Source organism: Hydrococcus rivularis NIES-593 (assembly GCF_001904635.1).
GTDB lineage: Bacteria > Cyanobacteriota > Cyanobacteriia > Cyanobacteriales > Microcystaceae > Hydrococcus > Hydrococcus rivularis.
Map to the genome: position 1 here is coordinate 107,672 of NZ_MRCB01000003.1, position 22,518 is coordinate 130,189.

The window sequence follows — 22,518 nt, forward strand, 5'->3', positions numbered from 1 at the left end:
TTGATAGGGGATGAGTGCGATCGCAACTATGATGAGTTGCTAGTTGAAATTTAAAAAAGTATTTAGCGAGTCAATTAAGGAGTAAGCGCGATCGCATGGATTTCAATCTCAACGATTATCCCTATCCTTCCCAACGCCGCGTGATTCTAGGCAAACGCTGCGCCGCTGCAACCAGCCAACCCCTAGCCACGCTGGCAGGGATGGAAATGTTTTTGGCGGGAGGGAATGCCGTCGATGCTGCCATTGCCATGGCGATCGCGCTTACCGTTGTCGAACCGACTTCAAACGGGATTGGTTCCGATGCTTTTGCGATCGTTTGGGATGGGAAACTACATGGACTCAATGCTTCGGGGAAAAGTCCCCAAAATCTTTCCCTCGATTGCTTTGCTGGAATGCTAACCATGCCGGGATTGGGATGGTTGACAGTGACAACACCGGGTGCAGTCTCGGCGTGGCGAAGTTTGTGGGAGAAATGGGGCAAATTGCCTTTTGAACAATTATTTGCGCCTGCGATTCGCTATGCAGAAGAAGGCTTTCCCGTGTCTCCCCTCACCGCACAAGCTTGGAAACGTGCAGCAGAAATTTATCTTCCTCTAACCTCGCCAGAATTTCAACCCTTCAAACAAGTCTTTTTTCCCAATAATCGCGCCCCAGAGACGGGGGAAATTTGGCACAGTCGAGCACATGGCAAAACCTTGAGAGAAATTGCAACAAGCGGCACAGAGAGTTTTTATCGCGGAAAAATTGCCGAAACGATCGCCAATTTTGCTTCGGATACGGGAGGTTTTCTAACCGCTGCCGATCTCGCCACTCACCAACCGCTTTGGGTAGATCCGATTTCCACCCAATATCGTCAGTTACAGGTGTGGGAAATTCCTCCTAACTGTCAAGGAATTGCTGCTCTCATGGCGATCGCTATTTTAGAAGGTTTCGATATGGCAAGCTATCCCCGCGATTCGGTAGAAAATTTTCACAGGCAGATTGAAGCAATGAAACTTGCATTCGCGGACGTTCATCGCCACGTCGCCGATCCGGATTTTATGGAAGTTGCTGTCGAACACCTATTAGACAAAACCTACGCCAGAGAACGCCAACAATCGATCCAACACCAAGCGATCGAACTCGCTCAATCGGGTTTGCCAAAAGGAGGAACTGTTTATTTATGTGCCAGCGATCGCGATTTGATGGTGTCCTATATTCAATCCAATTATGACGGTTTTGGCAGCGGCATTCTCGTTCCCGGTACGGGGATTTCCCTGCAAAATCGGGCCGCTGGTTTTACTTTAGAGGCGGGACATCCCAATCGAGTCGCACCTGCCAAACGTCCTTTCCATACGATTATTCCTGGATTTCTGACACAAGATGGGGCACCGCTGGGAGCCTTTGGTGTCATGGGTGCGCCGATGCAACCGCAAGGACACTTGCAAATGGTTGTTAATATGGCTGATTATCAAATGAATCCTCAAGCAGCCTTAGATGCCCCAAGATGGCGATTTTTGGCGGGTAAGAGCGTGCTTTTGGAGAAGGGTGTACCCCATCGCATCGTTGAGGGATTGATTAAACGGGGTCACGACGTTCAAATTGCTCCTGAATTCATGTTTGGGAAAGGTCAAATGATTCTGAGACATGGAGATGCGTTAGTTGCTGCTTCCGAACCGCGTGCCGATGGATTAGCTTTGGCCAGCTAGCGATCGCGCTTACCTCGAAAGAATAAACTAATTCTCCTACAGCTAATACCAATTTTCAGGTTTTCGCGATCGACTATCTGTGTCATTAATGAATGAAAAATGGTATACGTAGTGCGTTCGCGTAAGCACATACGTCTCGCTCGCTTTTCATGCTTGCTCGAACGCGAGCTAGAAGCCCGCACTACTGGTTATTATAGCGGTGTGCAGAGTAGTTAAGTACAGTAACAACAATGAGCAAACCAATTACGAACATCTTTCAAGGTAATAAGCTGTAAGCCATCACGAATCGCATCATGCAATGTATCTTGGGTTCGGGCTTCGACAGAACGAAGGTAAGCTTTGAGTTTAGACCACAGATTTTCAATCGGATTAAAGTCTGGTGAATAAGGAGAGAGATAGATAACCTTGGCTCCGACTGAGGCGATCGCTTCAGTGACCCCTTGAACTTTATGAGCAGGTAAATTATCCATAACCACAACCGCCCCTGACCATAACTGAGGAACTAAAATTTTTTCAATAAACCACAAATGTATGATAACGTTTGAGCAATCTTCTAACGCAATCTGGGCTGACTTTAAAACGTTTGGCTAGCTGACGAATCGAACCTTCTTGGTTTTCGTAAGCTATCACAATTTTTTGGCGCAAGTCTAGAGAGTAAGGCTTCATTAAAAAATCTATTTTAACTATTTAGTACAAATGATTGTACTTATTTGATCTGCACACTGCTGTATATTTGTTCGATCGGATTTGATATCGCGATGCAGATTTCCTAATTCTTGCCAGTCGTACAAGCAATCTTTGGATGATTGCTTTTTGCCGACAAAACGCTTGCTCTATCGGTCAAATTCTAGAAAGCTTAGTTTTAATTTCTAAATCCCCTCTCATCTCAGAAAAAATACGCAGAATTCTAAAGCCACTGACGATAAAACACTTATCAGTAAAAAGCAACGAGATCGGTTACCGATCGCATGAAACAACCCTTTAAAAACCTACAAGCGGATTCACTTTAATAGATATTTACTGATGCGATCGTCAAAAAATATAATGAATAAAATCAGCTTAATGTAGTAGTTACCAATGGGAACGCCAAGCCAAGATCTTCCTTTCTCCAAACGAGTTATTCTCATCACTGGTGCATCGGCTGGAATCGGCGCAGCGCTAGCCGAGGCTTTAGCCAAGAACTTTTCTGGTATCCGTTTGGTGTTATCTGCTAGAAGACAAGACAAATTAGAGCAAGTCGCCACTCAATGCCGTCAAGCTGGTGCTAGCGTTCTCGTCGTACCTACGAATATGGCTGACGAAAACCAAATAAAAGCCTTGGCGCAAAGTGCCTTACAAACGTTCGATCGCGTGGATGCTTTAGTCAATAATGCGGGTTACGGACAAATGGGTCCAATAGAATTAATTCCTCCGGAAGCCGCCAAACAGCAGTTTGCCGTCAATTTTCACGCTCCTTTACTCTTGACTCAAGCGTTAATTCCTGCGATGCGCGATCGCGGGGGAGGAAGAATCGTCAATATTAGCTCGTTGGGCGGGCGGATGGCTTTTCCGGCAGGGGGATTGTATAGCTGTTCTAAATTTGCCCTCGAAGCCCTCAGCGATGTTTTGCGGATGGAATTAAAGGCATTTAACATTCAAGTCAGCGTGGTAGAACCCGGTCCGGTAGTGACGGAATTTTTTCGCGTCGCTTGGGAGGAAATTCAACACACCGTACCAGAACCCACACAAACGATTTATCATCCGGCTTTTGAAAAAATAGAGGCGATCGATAAGCAATTGCAACTCCTCGGTTGGACTTCCGAACGAGTTGCCAAAGTTATTATCAAAGCACTCACTGCAAGACATCCTCGTCCTCGGTATATAGCTGCTACAGGCGGCAGTATTTTTGTCCCCTTGATGACGAAAGTTATGCCTACCCGGTTTACCGATGCCTTCTGGAAGCATTTTTATGGAATCGATCGCGTCGAACGAGAATGGAGAGAAAAGGTCAGGATTGCTGGCAAGCAACTTTAGTCAAGGGATTGTACAGTCGTCTTTATGAGTTCCCTGTCGCCTCCGCCAGCTTTGAGCGGGTAAAACTATTAAATCCCCAATCGCTGATAGATTTCGTCTAGGTTTTTCAAATGTTGTTGCGGATCGAAGCACGATTCAATTTCTTGAGGGGATAACAGTTGCGTTACGCGAGGATCTTTGCTAATTAAGTCGTGGAAATCTCCCTCTGGGGTATTCCACGCCTGATGAGCGCAGGATTGGACGACTGTGTAAGCTTCTTCCCGACTCATTCCTTTGGCAACTAGGGCAAGTAATACTCGCTGACTGAAAATCACCCCGCCGTAAACGTTCATATTCCGCTTCATGTTCTCTGGATAGACCAACAGATGCTTGACTAGGTCGGTTATCTCTTTAATCATGAAATGGATCAGAATGCAGGTATCGGGAAGTATGACCCGTTCTACGGAACTGTGGGAAATATCCCGTTCGTGCCAGAGAGCAACGTTTTCTAATGCGGCGACAACATGACCTCGAATAATCCTCGCCATCCCCGTCAAGCGTTCGGAACGAATGGGATTGCGTTTGTGAGGCATAGCAGAAGACCCTTTCTGTCCTTTTAAGAAAAACTCCTCGACTTCTAGGACATCGGTGCGTTGCAAGTTGCGAATCTCTACGGCAAAGCGTTCGATCGAGGCAGCTAACAGGGCGAGTTGTTGAACGAATTCCGCATGGCGATCGCGGGAAATGACTTGAGTAGAAGCCGTATCGGGATCGAGTCCCAGTTTTTGACACGCGATCGCCTCTACTCTGGGGTCGATATTAGCATAGGTTCCCACCGCGCCAGAAATCTTGCCCACAGCGATATTTTCGCGCAGACGAACCAGGCGATCGCGATTTCTGAGAACTTCAGCCAACCATCCCGCCAATTTAAAGCCAAAGGTGATCGGTTCGGCGTGAATGCCGTGCGATCGCCCTACCATAACTGTATTGCGGTGTTGTTGCGCTTGATAGCGAATCGCTTGGATTAACTCTTCGAGGCATTCTAAAATTAGGTTCAGGCTGGCTACCAGTTGTAATGCCAAAGCCGTATCGAGGACATCCGAACTGGTTAATCCTAAATGAATATATCTGCCAGCATCGCCAACGTACTCGTTGACGTTGGTAAGAAAAGCAATTACGTCATGGCGAACTTCTGCCTCGATCTCTAATACTCGCTTGGGATCGAAATTAGCTTTTGCCTTAATTTCTTCAACCGCTTCCGCTGGTATGTAGCCCAATTCTGCCTGTGCTTCGCAGACTGCAATTTCGACTTGCAGCCAGGTTTTTAATTTATATGTCTCTGTCCAGATTTCGCCCATTTCGGGCAAGGTATAGCGCTCGATCACGGCATCGCCCAATACAACCGTCTTATTGTACAGAATTCTGCATCCCGAAAGCGGATTTTTGTAAAAGTTTTTACGCTGATACCAGCGACTACAAATTATCAAGGTTTTGAGAAGATCCACACTGTTTGCAATATGGCAAATGTTTGTAAGTCAAATTATTGCAGTGTTGACATTCAATATATTGGTAATAACCGCAGTGCGGACAGTAGCTATCGTGGGGCCGAATTTTCTTAGCACACTTGATACAGCGAGATTTTTGAACTCTACTAGCTGCCTGGGCTTTAGTATTAAAGACAATTTTTTGAAAAAACTTGATAATTCCAAAACCGATCGGTGGAATCAGCAAGATATAAACATAACTGAGCAAGAAAAGTAAACTGCCAAAAAGAGCGCGAATAATATCAAAAATGAATCGAAATATCGCACCAATTTGAAGAAATTCAAAGATTTTAAGAATCAGCGGGATAAAAAAGATGACCAGCAAATGCCAGCTCATTAGCGAGATGAGTCCATATCCTTTTCGCTGACCCAAGTTGTAAACCGACAAGGCGATGAGAATCAGCGGCACAAGAAAGAGGGACTGAAAAGCCAGTTGGATACTTGGATACCAAAATGATGCCTGCTGATAGCCCCCTTCGACTTCCCTAAATTTCTCGCCATCCTTAAGAAAGGCTATAAAACCAACGCTTTCGGGTTTGGTAACCAGTTTATTTTTAAGATTAGATATTTCTTTTTTCAGTGTAGAAATTTGGCGGTTATTGCGCTCTAATTCCTGTTTGGCTTTTTCAGCAGCAATGAGATTAATCGATCGCTCGCGAGGTTGACCCGCAATTTTTTCTAAGAGCGTCGAGTCATATTGAGCGCGAATATTGCGATTATTTTGTTCGAGCGTACTGATTTCTGATTGTTTGCGATCGATGGTTTTTATGATTTGTTGATTTTCAGAATTGTTAATTTTATCTTTGTAGTCGCCATACCTTAAACAGGTTTTAGAAACCCAACCTAAATGTTCTTCTTCAGCTTTTTGATAGGTTTGCTGAAAACTGAAGCGATCGCTCGTGTCGTATGAAAATGCCAGCCTGACAATCCGATAATCTTTATCGTTAGCAGCGTCTTTTCGATAATTTTCCCACTCGAAATAACAAGGATAAGCCTGGGAAGGGCTAATATACCATTGGCTAATATCATCCAATCCTGCAAAAACATTAATAGCAATAAAAATATCAATTAAAATAATGACAATTAAACTGACTTTATTAAGAGGTTCGTTGTTGATTGTCCTTGACTTACTAAAAAACTGGCTTAAAAGATGGCGGATTTGGGCAAGCATATTGTCTTTTTAATTCCTAATTTTTAGGGTAAATAGATCGGGGCGATCGCTTTTATTGACGATGGATGAAAAGAATGGGAACTCTGTCGCTAGTTAGCTTTCTGGCTGAGGGTTGTTGGCATTAGAAATTGGGTTTGCGATCGCCGTGCAACGAACGAGGGCAGATCCCAAAAATCTACCATAAGTTATACAATTCAAGATTTAAAATGAGGTAGTTTATCTTAGAATCGCACGCCAATTAACCCGATTGTTCTATGTCTTGCGCGATCTCTCAAAAACAGATTCGAGACGCAACTGAAGCCGACTTACCCGCTATCGTCGAGATTTACAATGCCAGCATTCCCTCTCGCATAGCAACAGCAGATCTAGAACCTGTATCCGTTGAAAGTCGTAAGCGCTGGTTTGACGAACATTCTCCTACCAGCCGACCGCTCTGGGTGATGGAAAATGATAATAATACAATCATGGGATGGTTGAGTTTTCAATCTTTTTATGGTCGTCCTGCCTATCATAAAACCGCAGAAGTCAGTCTCTACATTTCCGTGCCTCACCGCCGCCAAGGGATCGGAAAACAACTTCTGCAACAGGCAATCCAAAAAAGTCCCGAACTAGGACTCGATACTCTGGTCGGTTTTATTTTTGCCCACAATCGACCGAGCTTGCAACTGTTCGCCAAATATCATTTTCAGCAGTGGGGATATTTGCCAAAAGTGGCCGAATTAGATGGGATAAAGCGAGGTTTGGTTATTGTTGGCAAGAAAGTTGGTTGAGAGCCAATCTTTTTCATTAGATCTCAGTGAAGCTTCTTTTTTTGTTAGTAGTTAGTCGTTAATCGTTAAGAAAAATGGCCGCTAACTACCAACTACTAACTATTAACCACTAACTCCTTGCACGACCAAAACCGAACAACTGGCGTGGTGAATGACGTAATTGCTGACGCTTCCTAGAAACATTTCCGCTAAACCCCTCCTGCCGCGACGACCGAGAACGATTAAATCTGCGCCCCAAGTACTAGCCATCTCACAAATCCAGGGTCCCGCATCGCCAACCTTGTAATCCAATTCTGTCGGGACTTCCCGTTCGCTCGCTTTTTGAAAGCATTCCCTCAGCCACTGCTGGACTTGCTGGGTTTCTTCTTCTAGCCGTTGGTGGATAGCTTGAGCAAAATCAATCAGTTCTTCGCCATAGAGATTGGCATAAGGGGTCATTGCCGGAGTTTCGATTGGCAAACAATGAAACACCATCAAAGCAGCACCGAACTCTTTAGCGATTTCTAGGGCGCTGTCAAAGACAATTTCACTTTGCGGCGAGCGATCGAGCGCTACTAAAATTTTTTGATATCCCATAATTGGCGGGCAGCAATGGAGCGTTGCCAGTGAAAAAAAATCCCCATCGCCAGTACCCTATTAAATAGATATCAGACCTTGGTAGGATCGATCCCGACAGTTAGAAAAATTAATATGACTACACATACGGATGGAATTGCGCCTCATGGCGGTCAACTGATTAATCGCGTAGCCACTACTGCGGAACGCGAAGAATTTTTAGCTCAAGCCGAGTATTTGCCCCGCGTCCGACTCGACGAACGGGCGACTTCCGACCTGATCGCGATCGCCATCGGTGGATATAGTCCCCTTAAGGGTTTCATGGAACAGGAAGACTACGAGAAAGTCGTAGACGATATGCACATGGTCAACGGTCTTGCTTGGTCGATTCCCGTTACCCTGCCAGTAAGCGAGGAAGTCGCCGAACCTCTCAAAGAAGGCAACTGGGTGCGACTCGACGACTCCGACGGCAAGTTCATCGGCGTATTGGAACTAACGCAGAAATACCGCTACAATAAAGCCCACGAAGCGATTAACGTCTATCGCACTGACGACATCAACCATCCCGGCGTTCGCGTTCTCTACGAACAGGGAGCGATTAATTTAGCTGGTCCCGTCTGGTTGCTTCAGCGCGATCCCCACCCACTCTTTCCCAAGTATCAAATCGATCCGGCCGAATCGCGAAAACTCTTCAAAGAGAAAGGCTGGCAAACAATTGTCGGCTTCCAAACTCGCAATCCCATCCACCGCGCCCACGAATATATCCAAAAATGCGCCCTAGAAGTTGTAGACGGACTCTTTCTCCATCCCCTCGTCGGTGCGACGAAAAGCGACGACATTCCCGCTGACGTGCGGATGCGCTGTTACGAAATTATGCTGGAGAAATATTTTCCGAAAGAGCGGGTGATTTTAGCTATCAATCCCTGTTCGATGCGCTATGCGGGTCCCAGAGAAGCCATTTTCCACGCTATCCTTCGCAAAAACTATGGCTGCACCCACTTTATCGTCGGTCGCGACCATGCTGGCGTGGGTGATTATTACGGCACCTACGACGGACAAAAAATCTTCGACGAATTCGATCCCCAAGAATTGGGGATCGTGCCGATGAAGTTCGAGCACGCTTTCTATTGCACTCGCACCCAGCAAATGGCGACCAGCAAAACCAGTCCGAGTACGAAAGAAGAACGCATTCACCTTTCAGGAACCAAAGTCAGAGAAATGTTGCGGCGAGGCGAACTCCCTCCGCCCGAATTTTCTCGTCCGGAGGTGGCAGCCGAATTAGCCAAAGCAATGATGCAAGCCAACGGAAATTAATCGTTGTTAGCGCGTTTGCGTTAGAGTAGAGACGTGCCCGAGCGCGTCTCTATCGCATCCATTTTTTTCTAAATGAGTCAGCTAAAACGTAGGGATGAGAGACGATTGAGCCTGCTAGTGTTTGTTCTCCCAAACTGGCTCCCCGCCTTCATCCTTACAGGGGAGGATTTCTAATGGGATCGAATCGGCGGACTTTTTTGCAAAAGGCTGGGTTGGGGGTGCTGACCTTGGGAGTCAGTCATAGCCGACTGTCACTGGCAATAAACCGATACCATCAAACTCTGGCAGCGCCAACGCCTCGCAAATTAGCCCTGTTGGTGGGGATTAACGAGTATCCCGACAGCACCAGTTTAAAAGGCTGCCTGACGGATGTAGAACTACAGCAAGAATTGCTCGTTCATCGCTTTGGCTTTAAAGCGCAAGACATTCTAACCCTGACGGGGCAGCAAGCCAGGCGAGAAGCCATAGAAAGCGCTTTTCTCGAACATCTCATCGAACAGGCAACGCCAGGAGATGTGGTCATCTTTCACTTTAGCGGTTACGGCAGACAGGTAAAAGTTCCTGAGACGGTTGATGAATCTTATCGACTCGTCAATAGCTTGATGCCTAGCGATAGCATTCTGACTACCAAAGGCACGCCTGCAACTAACGATTTGCTCGAAGAAACGCTGCTTTTGCTGGGGCGATCGCTAGCCACCGATAAAGTCACTTTCGTTTTAGATACCAGCTATTGCAGTACGGGTCGCCTGCTTCAGGGAAACTTGCGGGTGCGTTCTTTCCCTACCCTGGCAGAAAACCCCAATCCAGAGGAATTGGCAACGCAAGAACAACTGCAACGCCGCTTGAATGCTACCTCGCCAACTTGGAAATCTACTGGAACGAGCCGATCCGGTACGATCCTCTCAGCCGCCGGAAGGGAGAGAATGGCAACGGAAATCGCGATCGATGGGTTGAATGCGGGCTTATTTACCCATACCCTGACCCAGTATCTCTGGCAAGTTGCCCCAGCCAGTAGAATTCTCGTTGCCATGACGAGAACTGCCGAGCAAATGGCAGTGGCGATCGGCATGTGTCAGGAACCCCAGCAAATTAGCGGCGATAAGCAACCTTTGTTGACTTATTATTTAATGCCTGAAAATCCTATCGGTGCAGAAGGAGTCATCACTCGTTTAGAAGACGATCGCGCCGTCGAGATTCTACTGGCCGGACTTCCTGCTTACGTTCTCGCCCATTACGGACTTAATTCCTGTTTGACGGTCGTCCCATCGCCCGACTCGAAAGAAGTCGTAGTGCAAATCCGCTCGCGGGAGGGCTTGAAGGCAAAAGCGAAGCTGCTAGAAGCTCCAGACGAGCGACCTATGCCGCTAAAAGTAGGGCAGCTCCTCCAAGAATCGATTCGCATCCTGCCGCGCCATTTAAGTCTGACAGTGGCGCTCGATCCCAGTTTGGAGCGGATCGAACGAGTGGATGCCACCAGTGCATTGGCGAGCGTTGCCGCGGTTGCTGGGGCGATCGCGGCGGGAGAACAAGCAGCAGATTGCGTGTTGAGTAAGGTTCGAGCCGCAGATTCTTCGGGCACGACCCTAGCCTCTACCCAAGACAATCCCAGCGCTGCCCTGGGATGGGAAGGGTATGGATTATTGTCTGCCGGAGGAGTTGCTTTGGCAAACGCTAAAGGGTCGAGCAGCGAAGCGATCAAATCGGCGATCGCGCGATTGGAACCCCAATTCAAACAACTGCTGGCAGTCAAGTGGTGGCGGCTCACGGCAAACGAAGGCTCGTCGAACCTCGCAGTTAGCGCGACGCTGGAAATCGCGGGGAAACCCCCTCAAGCTTTCATTCGGCGCGATACTCGCAGGCAAGCGTTTGGGGCGGATAACTCGTCTTTACCAGCGAGTACTACCTCGGTAGGCGAAACTGCTGTCTTGCCGCGCCTGCCGATTGGCACTCAGATCCAGTATCGACTGGAAAATTTGAGCGATCGCCCAATTTATTTCCTGCTGCTGGGCATTGATTCTGGGGGAGGGGCAATTGCCCTACACGCTCCGCGACGGGAGCGAGAATCGCTCCCGACTGAGACGAGTTCTAAATTGAAGGAGCGATGCCTTATCCCAGGCGAGCAACTTGTCGTTCCCAATCCTACTGCCTCGGTTAACTGGCTCGTATCGGCTCCGACAGGATTGGCAGAAATGCATGTCGTTTGCGCCTATGCTCCCTTTGTCAAGACCGTCGAAGCGCTAGGCTCTAAAGAATATCTTAAAGGCGATCGCGAACAAATCTTCAACGTACCCAATCCACTCGAAGTCGCTCTAGCATTGCTACAAGACTTGCATGACGCTAGTGCCGTCAAAAGCGAAATTATTGGCTCTCTAACCGATGTCTATGCTTTGGATACCAAGGCTTGGGCTACGTTAAGCTTTGTTTATCAAGTCGTCTCGTCACGTCAGTAGTATATTTAACTAGAAAGTAAAGTTAGGAACGGATAACTGAATTGGGAGTTGACATTCCCCCGAAACGTCTCTACGAACTCCGAACTCACGTTAAAGTAGAATCGGAACGTTGCCAGTCGATCGCACCTGAGTGCCAGATCTTTCCACACAACTCAATCGAGCAATATGAACACTCTCCCTCAGCCAACTAGACGTCGGCTCAAAAAAATTCCCCAAATTCCCAGCGTCTGGGAAGGAGATCGCCGTTCGCTATCGAGTTTCAGAGCGCATCTAGAGTCAGATACGGAAGGCAATGGAGAATGTATTATCTGGGTAGACGGCTCGGAAGGCTTCGTCAGGGCGATGGACGTAGTTTCTCCAGAAATGGGGCCCGAAGCCGTCGTGCGCACGTTACTCAGAGCGATCGAAACCCCTCACAGTCCGGCGAAACCTGCTCGACCGCAGAAAATCGTCGTCCGCAATCGAGAAATTCAATTCTTTTTGCGGGGAGCGTTGCAGAATTTAGATATCGCGATCGACTACGTTCCAGAATTACCCCTGATCGACGAGCTATTTCGCAGCTTCGAGGATCTCAGCGGGACAAGACCGCCTGCCATTCCGCCCCTCTACGATACCGCTCTCAAAGACCTTGCCCGCGAGCTATGGCAAGCAGCCCCTTGGGAAGTCCTCGCCGATCGCGATGTTGTGGCGATCGAACTCAATCGCTGGGATGTTGAGACAATCTATGCCTGCGTGATGGGAATGTTGGGCAAAGAATACGGCGTTATCCTCTATCGCTCTCTCGACTCGCTCAAGCGATTTCGGCTGGCTGCCCTAGAAGAAAAGTCGGTCGAGCAACTCGAAAAAGCCTTTTTAGCTCAAGATTGCTGGTTTCTCAATTACGAACCCGTCCGCGATGTCGAATGGGAGGAGGAAGAGTTCGACCTCGCCGATTTACCCCCTTCCCAGATTCGCTCCCTCTTTGGCAGCGTGCATCCCTATGAAGGCATCAGACCTTATTTGGACGAAGAAGAAGCTAAAGCCGTCTATGTATCGCTTCAGGCTCTTCTGCGCTTCTTTCGCGCCAGCAAGCGGGGATTAGACCGAGAGCCTATCGATAAAATTAGCAAGCGCTATCGGATTTCTACCTCTCCAGCACCCGACGCTTGTGAAACTATCCCCGTGACGGTTTCTACCTTACCAGAGTTATCTGCCGAGCTACTCGACATTATGGAAACCATAGAGGCAGAAGAGGACGAGAAGGAATCGCAATTGAGTTTGCCCTTGCGCGACGATTTAGTTCCCGATAATGCTTTTTTGAGCGTGGGAATGGTGCCTTGGGAATTAGTCGAAACGCTTCGCCATCATCCAAAAATTTACTATCAAAACCAAGGGGCTTCCCCCAAAGGCGAGGGAATGCCCGTTGTCTTGATTCAAACCTCTCGTCCTAAAGCCAAAGCTTTGATTGAAACGCTCAAAAAGGATGGAGGACTCAAGGCAATTTGTTTTAATCCAGGAGAAGATCCGTTGACGGGAGTCAACTACGATCTGGGGATTTTTCAAACCTTCAATGAAAATTTCTACATCTTTGGCGAGTTTGTCAGCGACGATCCCGAACACGTTCAAGCTCGCAAAAAGTGGGATCGGCGCTGTCATAAAACCGAGGGATATTGCGGTTTGATCGTCGCTATGGGAGTGACGGGAACCTCTCGCGGCAATCCTCAACTCCCGGATATGATGGCGCTTTTTGAGACTAAGGCACTCGATGCTAAAGAATTAGCTATGGGAGTGCTTCAATTGATGCCTGAGTTTGAAGAGCTTTGATCTGATGCTGGATGTCAAAATCAACGCGATCGCGCCGATCCCATCTGGCACATCGAGCATCTTTTAGCTGAAAAAGGTGGGCATTACCCACCTCAATCGCTTACGCTTTAACGCCTTCCACTTCTGCAACCATCAACAAAGTTGAGAGGACAGAATCGGGATTAAGGCTGATCGAATCGATTCCCAATTCAACTAAGAACTTAGCAAACTCTGGATAATCGCTGGGCGCTTGACCGCAAATACCGATCTTGCGACCTTTGGCTTTTGCCGCTTCGATTGCCATCTTCACCATCCGCTTTACGCCTCGGTTGCGCTCGTCAAACAGATGGGCAACTAGGGCAGAATCGCGATCTAATCCTAGCGTTAGCTGAGTGAGATCGTTGGAACCGATGGAAAACCCATCAAATACCTCGCAGTATTCGTCGGCGAGAATGACGTTGCTGGGCAATTCGCACATAACGTAGACCTGCAAGCCATTTTCGCCGCGTTTCAAGCCATTTTTTGCCATTTCTTCGATTACCCGCTGCCCTTCTTCCGGGGTGCGACAGAAAGGAATCATGGGAATGACGTTGATTAAGCCCATGCGATCGCGCACTTTGAGTATTGCCTCGCATTCGAGGGCAAAAGCCTCTTGATAGAGCGGATCGTAGTAACGGGATGCACCGCGCCATCCCAGCATGGGGTTTTCTTCTTTGGGTTCAAACTGACGACCGCCTAAAAGATTGGCGTATTCGTTAGACTTGAAGTCAGACATCCGCACGATGACGGGCTTGGGATAAAAAGCCGCCGCGATCGTGCCGATGCCCCGCGCCAACTTATCGACAAAAAACCGGGGTTTATCTTGATGCAGTTTGGTCAACTCGGCAATTTCTGCTTTTACCGAGTCGTCTTGCAACTCGTCGAAATGAATTAAGGCTAATGGGTGGGCTTTAATGTGGTTGGCGATGATAAATTCTAACCGGGCTAACCCTACCCCGTCGCAGGGAAGGCTGGCGAGAGAAAAGGCTTGTTCGGGATTGCCGACATTCATGAAAATTTGCGTGCGGGTGCGAGGCAGATTGTCTAAGGTAGTTTCTGTGACTTCAAAGTCGAGTAAACCTTCATAAACCCGACCTTCTTCTCCTTCGGCGCAAGAAATCGTCACTTCTTGACCCGATTTAATGACTTCCGTGCCATTTCCAGAACCCACAATGGCAGGAATTCCCATCTCGCGGGCAATAATAGCAGCGTGGCAGGTGCGTCCTCCCTGGTTAGTAACGATCGCGCTGGCTTTTTTCATAATCGGTTCCCAGTCGGGATCGGTACGATGGGTGATTAGGACTTCTCCGGGTTGGAAGACATTAAGTTTGCCTACATCTACGATAACCCTCGCTTTTCCCTGTCCGATCGCCGCCCCGACGCTGCGCCCCGTCGCCAATACTTGGGTGCGTTCTTTCAATCGATAGGTTTTGAGGACGTTACCGGATTTCTGGGATTGAACGGTTTCGGGACGCGCCTGAACGATAAATAATTCTCCTGTGATTCCATCTTTTGCCCATTCAATATCCATTGGGGTGTAAGTTCCCCGGACTTGAGAGTAATGGTCTTCAATCTGAATTGCCCACTGCGCCAACTGTAAAATCTCGTCGCTGTTGAGACAGAATTTCCCGCGATCGGCTTTAGGTACGGCGACATTTTTGGTCAGCTTCGATCCGCCCGTATCGTAAACCAGCTTAATCGCTTTGCTGCCCAGCCGCTTGTCCAAAATAGGACGATACCCTTGTTTGAGAGTGGGTTTGAAGACTAAATATTCGTCGGGGTTGACTGCCCCCTGAACCACGTTTTCTCCTAATCCGTAGGCGGCGGTAATAAAGACGGCATCTTTAAAACCCGTCTCGGTGTCGATGGAGAACATGACTCCAGAGGTGGCTAAGTCGGAACGCACCATTTTCTGAATCCCGACGGAAAGGGCAACGGCGAAATGGTCGAATCCGTTGTGCTGGCGATAGGAAATCGCGCGATCGGTAAACAGAGAGGCGAAGCATTTATGACAGGATTCTATAACGGCTTTGATCCCATAGACGTTGAGATAGGTTTCCTGTTGACCGGCAAAACTAGCTTCTGGTAAATCTTCAGCCGTTGCGCTAGAACGAATCGCCACATCGACCTGTTGGCGAGTTGCACTCCCGAATCGTTCGCACAAACTTGTATATGCATTGGCGATCGCTTCTTGCAAGTCCGCTGGGAAGGGCGTATTGAGAATTAGCGATCGCGCATATTGTCCCCGTTCCTGCAAATTATTAACATCATCTACGTCTAAATCGGCAAAAATTTTCCGTAATTTGTTCTCTAAACCCGCCGATTCAATAAAATGCCGATAGGCATAAGCAGTCGTTGCAAATCCGTTTGGAACGTTAATCCCTTTGGGCTTCAACTGTTGGATCATTTCGCCTAAAGAAGAGTTTTTCCCCCCTACTAAACCGACATCTTCTGCTCCTACTTCTTCAAACCATAGTATTAAAGCTTTTTCTCTTTCTATCGATCCCATTCTTATTTCACCTTAGTTTTCTATGTTTTATTTCAGTGTAGCGAGTTTTAATTTATTCATTTTTATTCCCGCGATCGCGTTTTTATTATAACTGGTATAAATGGACACTCTCCTTAATAAAAATAAACAATTCAACGGTTAAAAAATCAATTTTTTGATGGAGAAGATTGTATTTATTTATCTTCACTATTTCTCATCTAATCTGTATCACCTTGTCTTACCAAGTAGACAAAATTTGCAGGTAGTTAAATAACTTGTTAATAATTTAAGCGATCGCGCTAATCTTAACAATCAAATCTTACCTGGGGAGGCGCATAATTTGCAGAATTAATCGTATCAGTTGAGGAAGAAGTAGTTGAAGAAACTACTGAAGTAGAGTTTGTAGAAGAAACAGTCGAAGAAGTAGTTATTGAAGAAACTGTCAACTAAAACGCAATACCAATTTTCAGGTTTTCGCGATCGACATTCTTCTCCCCTCTCCCAAATAGGNGAGAGGGGTTGGGGGTGAGGGCGATCGACTCTCTCTGTCATCAATGAATGAAAAATGGTATAACAGATCGATTGCTTAGTATTGCCAAAAAAGTAAGGGTGAGTAATACTCACCCTTTTAGCTTAAAAAAGTACGAGAAAATTATATTCAATACCAAAAAACAATCGCTAACCTCTAAACTGTTTTTCCACTGCACTAACTAACCAATCGCGGGGAAAAAAGCGAGAGAGATTAACCATCAATTTATTGCCGACACCGCCAGTAACTATATGAGACTGATTTTGTTCTAAAGCTTTCAGGGCATCTCTGACCACTTCTTCTGCTGGAGTATATCGATTCCCGTTCTTACCAGCAAAAGATGAGGGAAACTTGGCAACTTTGAAGAACTCAGATTCTGTTGCTCCCGGACATAAGGCTAAAATACGAACGCCAGTGCCTTGATTTTCTGCCCAAAGTGCTTCGCTAAAGTTGAGAACGAATGCTTTTGTGGCAGCATAAACAGATAGATAGGGCAGGGGTTGAAAACCTGCAATAGAAGAGACATTGATAACTCCTCCCGAACCGCGTTGTTTCATGCCAGGGAGAAATCGATAGGTCAATTCAACCAACGTCGTAATGTTGAGTTGAATCATTTCTACCTGTCGCTGTAAGTCTGTGTCTACAAACGCGCCATAATCGCCAAAACCCGCATTGTTAATCAATAAATCTATTGTCAATCCTTTTTCAGAAATTGCATCGGCTACGGATTGTGTTGCTCCTGGCGCGGTCAGATCTTGGACGATAACCTCTGAGCGAACCTGAAATTGCTCTTGGAGTTGTTTGGCAAGTTGCGCTAATTTCTCTTCAGAACGAGCAACTAAGACCACATCGGTCTTGCGGGCAGCTAATTCTCTAGCAAAAGCTGCACCAATTCCAGAAGATGCACCAGTGATTAATGCGGTTTTCATGGTATTTAGTATAAGAGTTGCGGCTTTTGTTAAAAATTGTAACGCAAGCGTTCGAGTTGTTCTAATATCTAAGATCGATTTAAATGGTCAGGGATAAAGATATTGCCGCCGATAATCACCGATAGCGATGAAATTTGATAAACCGCTTTATTATTTGCTCAAGTCGCAGCTTGGTGGCATATCAATCATGGATCGCTATATCGTCACTGAGTCGATCGGGCCTTTTCTTTTGAGTGTTGGCATTTTTTCTTCTTTAGGCGTTGCGATCGGTTATTTGTCCGACTTGATTAACAAAGTTATTGAATCCAATTTGCCAATCGTGCAAGCAGCGCAAGTATTGCTGTTGAAAGTGCCCGAATTTGTCTCCTATGCCTTGCCGATCTCAGTTCTTCTGTCTTCGCTAATGGTATTCGGTCGCCTCAGCAACAATAGCGAGATAATTGCCTTGCGCAGTTGCGGTGTCAGTCTCTATCGAATTGTAGCTCCCGCGATCGCGCTTAGCCTATTAGTTACAGGCATAACCTTTCTCTTCAACGAATTAGTCGTTCCCGCAGCCAATTATCGAGCTACAGCTATCTTAGTGGAATCTATCCAGGAAGAACATCCCTTTTGGCAAACGAGAGACATTTTTTATCCCGACTACGAGAGAGTGACGTTGCCCAATGGCGAAACTAGGCAGAGACTCAAAAGCTTGTTTTATGCCAAACAATTTGATGGCAAACAGATGAAAATGCTGACTATTTTGCAATGGTTAGGAGAAAACTTAAACCAAATTATTATTTCTGACTCGGCAAGTTGGAACGGGGAGCAACAAACTTGGGATTTTTTTAATGGCACGATCTATAAAATCGCTCCCGATACTTCCTACGACGAGACACTTTCATTCGATCGCCGACAGATTCCCTTCTCCAGAGTTCCTTTCGATCTCGCCGTTCTCGGTCGCGATCCCGATGAAATGAACATTGCTCAAGCGCAAGCATATATAAAACTCCTCCGACAGACAGGCGATGAAAAGAAGCTTCTCATGTTTCAAGTGAGAACCCAACAAAAAATGGCATTTCCTTTTGTTTGTCTGGTATTTGGCGTAGTCGGATCGGCGTTGGGAAGTCGTCCTCAACACGTGAGTCGAGCAACCAGTTTTGGATTGAGCGTCGCGATCGTGTTTCTTTATTACGTGTTAGGATTCTCGCTGGGAAGCTTCGGCACGATTGGAATTTTTTCTCCCTTTCTGGCGGCGTGGTTGCCCAATTTTATTGGTTTGGGAGTGGGATTTTGGCTGTTAGGGAGAACCGACTCATAGTTAAAGTCGTCCAAAGACGACTAGATAGGCATCTGAGTCCATTTTAATGGACTTTATATATAAGACGGGGAATTCATTCCCCGACGGTTAATGAAACTTAGGCGAGAGTATGACAAGTATAATCCGAATACGGGTCTTTAGTCTCCATTGCTATGTTGTCAGTCAAAGAAGCAGAATCAATCATTCTAGAGCTAGTTAAGCCACTCGATACGCGAAAAGACACCGAAGTCGTTACTCTAGAAGATGCCACGGGTCGCATTCTGGCGCAACCCGTTACTAGCGAGCTAGATTTTCCCTACTGGGATAATTCGGCGATGGATGGCTATGCAGTTAAGTTTGCCGATGTTGAATCCTGTAGTGCCGAATCTCCCGCCGTTTTAGAAATTGTCGAAGAGATTCCCGCCGGAGTTCAGCCCAAAAGCGCGATCGCATCGGGACAAGCAGCCCGCATTTTTACTGGGGCGATGATGCCAGAAGGGGCAGATACTATTGTCATACAGGAGAATACCAAACGAGAAGGAAATTGCGTTTTAGTGCTATCTCCTCCAAGTAGGTCAAACGCCTTCGTCCGCCAGCGGGGATCGTTCTACCAGGCAGGCAATCCGCTACTGGAGCCAGGGATACTAATTAATGCGTCTGAGATTGCTGTATTAGCGACTGCCCAATGTACCCAATTAACGGTCTATCGCCGCCCCCGCGTCGCTATTCTCTCGACGGGAGATGAATTGGTTCCACCCGATAGAACCCTGCAACCGGGACAAATTGTAGACTCAAATCAATATGCTTTGGCTGCATTTGTGGCAAGTCAGGGAGGAATTCCCATTCGCTTGGGCATCGTACCCGATAAACCCGATCTCCTCAAAGAGAAAATGACTCAAGCGATTGCCACTGCCGACATGGTTCTCTCTACAGGCGGGGTTTCGGTGGGAGATTATGATTATGTCGAGCAACTCCTCGCCGAGTTGGGGGGAGAAATCCGTATCCGCAGCGTTGCGATTAAACCCGGAAAACCGCTTACGGTTGCCGCGTTTGCCAATGGTTGCACCTACTTTGGCATTCCCGGAAATCCAGTATCTGCCCTAGTCAGTTGCTGGCGTTTCGTGCAACCTGCTTTGAGAAAGTTATCGGGTTTGTCGGACAATTGGCTGCCGACTTTTATGAAAGTGCGATCGCGCGATCGTTTGATTTCTGATGGCAAGCGAGAAACTTATCTTTGGGGACAGTTGCAGTCGGTTGACGGTGTCTGCGAGTTTCAATTGGCGGGTGGCGCTCAAAATTCAGCCAATCTCATCAATCTAGCACGAACGAACAGTTTGGCTGTTTTACCCGTCGGTCAAACGGCGATCGCGTCAGGGCAAGAAGTCGATGTGATGCTGGTGGCCGGGGCATTCGGTCGTTGATAGTAGTTAGTAGTTGGGGAAAATGTTAGCGACAACTAACCGCTAACTCATAACCATTTTCAATCAATCCGCATCCAGGGATAGCGTTCTAAATCTTCTCGCTTCCAGCAAGCTAAACCCGCCCATTGACCCAAGGTTTCTACAATCGCGATCGCATCTGGATTCTCAAAGGTAATGCGTCCTGGCGTTCCCGCTTTCTCCAGTGCTTCTAGCAAAATTTTATCGAGAAAATGCTCTTCATCCAAACTCGAAAGGCGACCTTTAAAACCGCGACGGTGTATGCGCACGTGAAAACTTTTACCTGCTAGTTGGGGCACCCACTGCAAAACAATCTCTTTTGCCTTAGCTTCAAATTCTTCAGGCGATTGAAAAGTAAAGGTATCGGTTACGGGAACGATGCGAGCAATGCGAGTCAAAAAATCGGGATGGTTTGCGATCCACTCCTGTAAGTTTTCTAGAAATCGGTTGATATCGCCAACTTTCATCGCTAAAACATTAAAAAAGTCCGTTTCATTAACGATTCCAAATCCTTGAAGCTCTTTAAAGGCTTTTTGAAAGCTATGCTCGTGAAGATTGACGACTACATTCCAATCGTGCATCATCCTTCTCGCCTCCTCTTATTTTGCTTTTCTACTCCTATTCTCGCTCGGTTTAAAACTGTCCTGTAATTAAAAGAAATTAAAATAAAGGGTTCTCCGTACTAAAATTATTCAGTTTTCCTCACCTATACCAAAAAAATTTAGTTCGGTTATCGGGATTAATTAAGTGTTAAAAACCGGATTTACATCGGGTTTATTTATCAATAACATAGGGTTTCAAGAAAGGATTTAAAATCTCAAAAACAAAATCAGCGATCGACTAAATATTACACGAGGGAGAATTGAAAATGCTAATTCGTTACAATCCTTGGCAAGACTTTAACGTCCTACAACGTCAAATTAATCACTTATTTGAGGAAACCAGAGTGCCATCTAATATTTTGGAAAGAAGCTTCATCTGAAGTTAACTTCCAAAAGTAGACTAAACTGTATCTTTTGGGGAATCTTGACTTTATATTGCTAAATATTAATAAGGCTTTTGAATTGAAAAGTTTTCATCTATAATTAGTTTATTCCGTTTAAACTCAGATCTTGTATCTTGGGCATCAACGCCTAGAACTTTAGTTCTAGGTTCAAAGCTCAACTTTATTAAAATAAACTAAAATTCCTATCAAGCCTCGTTTAAAAGACTTTTTCGATCGAACGGGAAATTAATTACAAGAAAGTCAGCGATATTCTATTGCTGCCTCTTATTCAAAGTCGTCTTTAGACGACTGTATAAGCAGTTGATACAACTTAATATTTAGGTTCCAAGAATTTTAATTTCTTTGGGAAAACCAAAAGACAATCGCTCAAGTTGAATCATTCAGAAATTAATAATTATGTCAGTCAATTATCAAGGGAAAATCATTACCCTTTGGATCACTTTCCTTTTAGGAACAATTTTTCACACCGACCTAGGTTTAATGCCTCTGTTTCACGGAAAAAGCGTCGCTCATTCCCATGAAATTGGAGATATTTCTTGGGTGATGTGGTTAATGTTAGCTTTTTTTGTCTTGCCAATGTTTGCTATTATCGCTACGGCTTTTACTGAGTCGAAACGCTTCAGAGTTGCTCATTTTGGCTTAACAGTCTTTTATTCGGTGCTGAATTTACTCCACATCATCCTCGATCTATTTGTAACGCCGATCGCGTGGTATCAAATCACTTTAATGGTTATTTTATTCGCGATCGGACTTTTGTTAAACCTCGTCTCTTTTCAATGGATGCAACATCCTTCCAGAAGAAAAAGATGGCAAGAAAAAGCATCCTTTTAGTACAGAATACAGGAATAAAGAGTCAGGAGAAATATTCCGGACTCCGAACCCCGAACTCTTATAAATGGCTACAATTCTAAGACCCTTAAGCTATAAATATCAGTGGCTCTATGATGGCATTTCTCGTCTAGCTACTCTTGGCGTTGGAGGAGAAAAGCGATTTCGCCATCTTGCCTTGCAAGATTTGGACATTAAACCCGATACCGAGATTTTAGACCTTTGTTGCGGTGCGGGTCAGACCACTCGATTTTTAGTGCAATTCTCCAATCGCGTGACCGGATTGGATGCATCTGCTCTTGCCCTTCAAAGAGCTGCTCGTTCGGTCCCTCAAGCCAATTATATCGAAGGGTTGGCAGAAAAAATGCCACTGGCTGACGGACAGTTCGACCTCGTGCACGCTAGCGTTGCCCTGCACGAGATGGAAAGCGAGCAACTCAAACAAATTTTAAGCGAAGTTTATCGCGTTCTCAAGCCAGGAGGGATTTTTGCCGCGATCGACCTCCACAAGCCAACTAACGGCTTATTTTGGCTGCCTCTGGCAACTTTTATGTGGTTGTTTGAAACGGAAACAGCTTGGCAGCTACTAGAGGCAGATTTAGTCGAGCAACTTAAGGCTGTAGGGTTTTCGGAGTGCCAACAGCGTCTTTATCTCGGAGGAAGTTTGCAAGTCATTCAGGCAAGGAAATAAGATTAACAACGTCCCTATTTATAT

At 46.3% G+C, this 22,518-nt stretch carries 19 protein-coding genes; 11 read left to right on the forward strand and 8 right to left on the reverse strand.

Features of this window, described 5'->3' with window-relative positions:
• Positions 1-95: 95 nt before the first annotated feature.
• Complete coding sequence (locus NIES593_RS04395) at positions 96-1,688, forward strand: gamma-glutamyltransferase family protein (RefSeq protein ID WP_073598424.1); 1,593 nt, start codon at positions 96-98, stop codon at positions 1,686-1,688.
• Between the two features lie 212 nt (positions 1,689-1,900).
• Here the strand turns inward: NIES593_RS04395 and NIES593_RS25740 are convergent, their stop codons facing one another.
• Both NIES593_RS25740 and NIES593_RS04405 read right to left on the reverse strand, forming a co-directional pair.
• A complete protein-coding gene (locus NIES593_RS25740) occupies positions 1,901-2,158 on the reverse strand; it encodes a transposase (RefSeq protein ID WP_425432528.1) in 258 nt (85 codons plus the stop codon).
• Positions 2,159-2,201: 43 nt separating this feature from the next.
• Positions 2,202-2,354 carry a helix-turn-helix domain-containing protein gene (locus tag NIES593_RS04405; protein ID WP_073598426.1) on the reverse strand — a complete coding sequence of 51 codons (153 nt, stop codon included), beginning with the start codon at positions 2,352-2,354 and terminating at the stop codon, positions 2,202-2,204.
• Between the two features lie 411 nt (positions 2,355-2,765).
• Between NIES593_RS04405 and NIES593_RS04410 the strand changes: the two genes are divergently transcribed.
• A complete protein-coding gene (locus NIES593_RS04410; protein WP_073598427.1) occupies positions 2,766-3,701 on the forward strand; it encodes an SDR family NAD(P)-dependent oxidoreductase in 936 nt (311 codons plus the stop codon).
• A 68-nt stretch (positions 3,702-3,769) separates the two neighbouring features.
• Here the strand turns inward: NIES593_RS04410 and purB are convergent, their stop codons facing one another.
• Entirely contained in the window at positions 3,770-5,065 is a 1,296-nt protein-coding gene (gene purB, locus NIES593_RS04415; protein WP_073598530.1) for an adenylosuccinate lyase, read from the reverse strand.
• Between the two features lie 88 nt (positions 5,066-5,153).
• The gene (locus NIES593_RS04420) at positions 5,154-6,395 is read right to left on the reverse strand and encodes a hypothetical protein (RefSeq protein ID WP_073598428.1); all 1,242 of its coding nucleotides are present in this window, start codon (positions 6,393-6,395) and stop codon (positions 5,154-5,156) included.
• 254 nt (positions 6,396-6,649) lie between these two features.
• On the opposite strand from NIES593_RS04420, the gene NIES593_RS04425 reads away from it, so the two are divergent.
• A complete protein-coding gene (locus NIES593_RS04425; RefSeq protein ID WP_073598429.1) occupies positions 6,650-7,165 on the forward strand; it encodes a GNAT family N-acetyltransferase in 516 nt (171 codons plus the stop codon).
• A 102-nt stretch (positions 7,166-7,267) separates the two neighbouring features.
• On the opposite strand, the gene NIES593_RS04430 is transcribed toward NIES593_RS04425, so the two are convergent.
• Entirely contained in the window at positions 7,268-7,741 is a 474-nt protein-coding gene (locus tag NIES593_RS04430) for a universal stress protein (RefSeq protein WP_073598430.1), read from the reverse strand.
• A gap of 114 nt (positions 7,742-7,855) precedes the next feature.
• Here NIES593_RS04430 and sat point away from each other — a divergent pair, with 114 nt between their 5' ends.
• The 4 genes from sat to NIES593_RS04445 all read left to right on the forward strand — a co-directional run bounded on the left by sat (position 7,856) and on the right by NIES593_RS04445 (position 13,287).
• Positions 7,856-9,034, forward strand: coding sequence for a sulfate adenylyltransferase (gene sat, locus NIES593_RS04435; RefSeq protein ID WP_073598431.1), 1,179 nt, complete (start codon positions 7,856-7,858; stop codon positions 9,032-9,034).
• Positions 9,035-9,207: 173 nt separating this feature from the next.
• A complete protein-coding gene (locus NIES593_RS04440) occupies positions 9,208-11,484 on the forward strand; it encodes a caspase family protein (RefSeq protein WP_073598432.1) in 2,277 nt (758 codons plus the stop codon).
• Positions 11,485-11,525: 41 nt separating this feature from the next.
• Entirely contained in the window at positions 11,526-11,675 is a 150-nt protein-coding gene (locus NIES593_RS24495) for a hypothetical protein (protein WP_217651813.1), read from the forward strand.
• Positions 11,650-13,287 carry a DUF6930 domain-containing protein gene (locus tag NIES593_RS04445; RefSeq protein WP_073598433.1) on the forward strand — a complete coding sequence of 546 codons (1,638 nt, stop codon included), beginning with the start codon at positions 11,650-11,652 and terminating at the stop codon, positions 13,285-13,287. The genes NIES593_RS24495 and NIES593_RS04445 overlap by 26 nt, the downstream gene beginning before the upstream one ends.
• Positions 13,288-13,387: 100 nt before the next feature.
• Here the strand turns inward: NIES593_RS04445 and ppsA are convergent, their stop codons facing one another.
• Together ppsA and NIES593_RS04455 are read right to left on the reverse strand one after the other, a co-directional pair.
• Positions 13,388-15,814, reverse strand: a complete 2,427-nt coding sequence (gene ppsA, locus NIES593_RS04450; RefSeq protein ID WP_073598434.1) for a phosphoenolpyruvate synthase — start codon at positions 15,812-15,814, stop codon at positions 13,388-13,390.
• Positions 15,815-16,471: 657 nt separating this feature from the next.
• Entirely contained in the window at positions 16,472-17,251 is a 780-nt protein-coding gene (locus NIES593_RS04455; protein WP_073598435.1) for an SDR family NAD(P)-dependent oxidoreductase, read from the reverse strand.
• A gap of 127 nt (positions 17,252-17,378) precedes the next feature.
• On the opposite strand from NIES593_RS04455, the gene NIES593_RS04460 reads away from it, so the two are divergent.
• Together NIES593_RS04460 and NIES593_RS04465 are read left to right on the forward strand one after the other, a co-directional pair.
• On the forward strand, positions 17,379-18,551 hold the full coding sequence (locus tag NIES593_RS04460; RefSeq protein ID WP_073598436.1) for an LptF/LptG family permease: 1,173 nt from the start codon (positions 17,379-17,381) through the stop codon (positions 18,549-18,551).
• A gap of 152 nt (positions 18,552-18,703) precedes the next feature.
• A complete protein-coding gene (locus NIES593_RS04465; RefSeq protein ID WP_073598437.1) occupies positions 18,704-19,951 on the forward strand; it encodes a molybdopterin molybdotransferase MoeA in 1,248 nt (415 codons plus the stop codon).
• Between the two features lie 59 nt (positions 19,952-20,010).
• Here the strand turns inward: NIES593_RS04465 and NIES593_RS04470 are convergent, their stop codons facing one another.
• On the reverse strand, positions 20,011-20,553 hold the full coding sequence (locus NIES593_RS04470; protein WP_245817282.1) for a THUMP domain-containing protein: 543 nt from the start codon (positions 20,551-20,553) through the stop codon (positions 20,011-20,013).
• Positions 20,554-21,371: 818 nt separating this feature from the next.
• Between NIES593_RS04470 and NIES593_RS04480 the strand changes: the two genes are divergently transcribed.
• Both NIES593_RS04480 and NIES593_RS04485 read left to right on the forward strand, forming a co-directional pair.
• Positions 21,372-21,806, forward strand: a complete 435-nt coding sequence (locus NIES593_RS04480) for a hypothetical protein (protein WP_073598438.1) — start codon at positions 21,372-21,374, stop codon at positions 21,804-21,806.
• Positions 21,807-21,870: 64 nt separating this feature from the next.
• The gene (locus tag NIES593_RS04485; protein ID WP_073598439.1) at positions 21,871-22,494 is read left to right on the forward strand and encodes a class I SAM-dependent methyltransferase; all 624 of its coding nucleotides are present in this window, start codon (positions 21,871-21,873) and stop codon (positions 22,492-22,494) included.
• Positions 22,495-22,518: the final 24 nt, after the last annotated feature.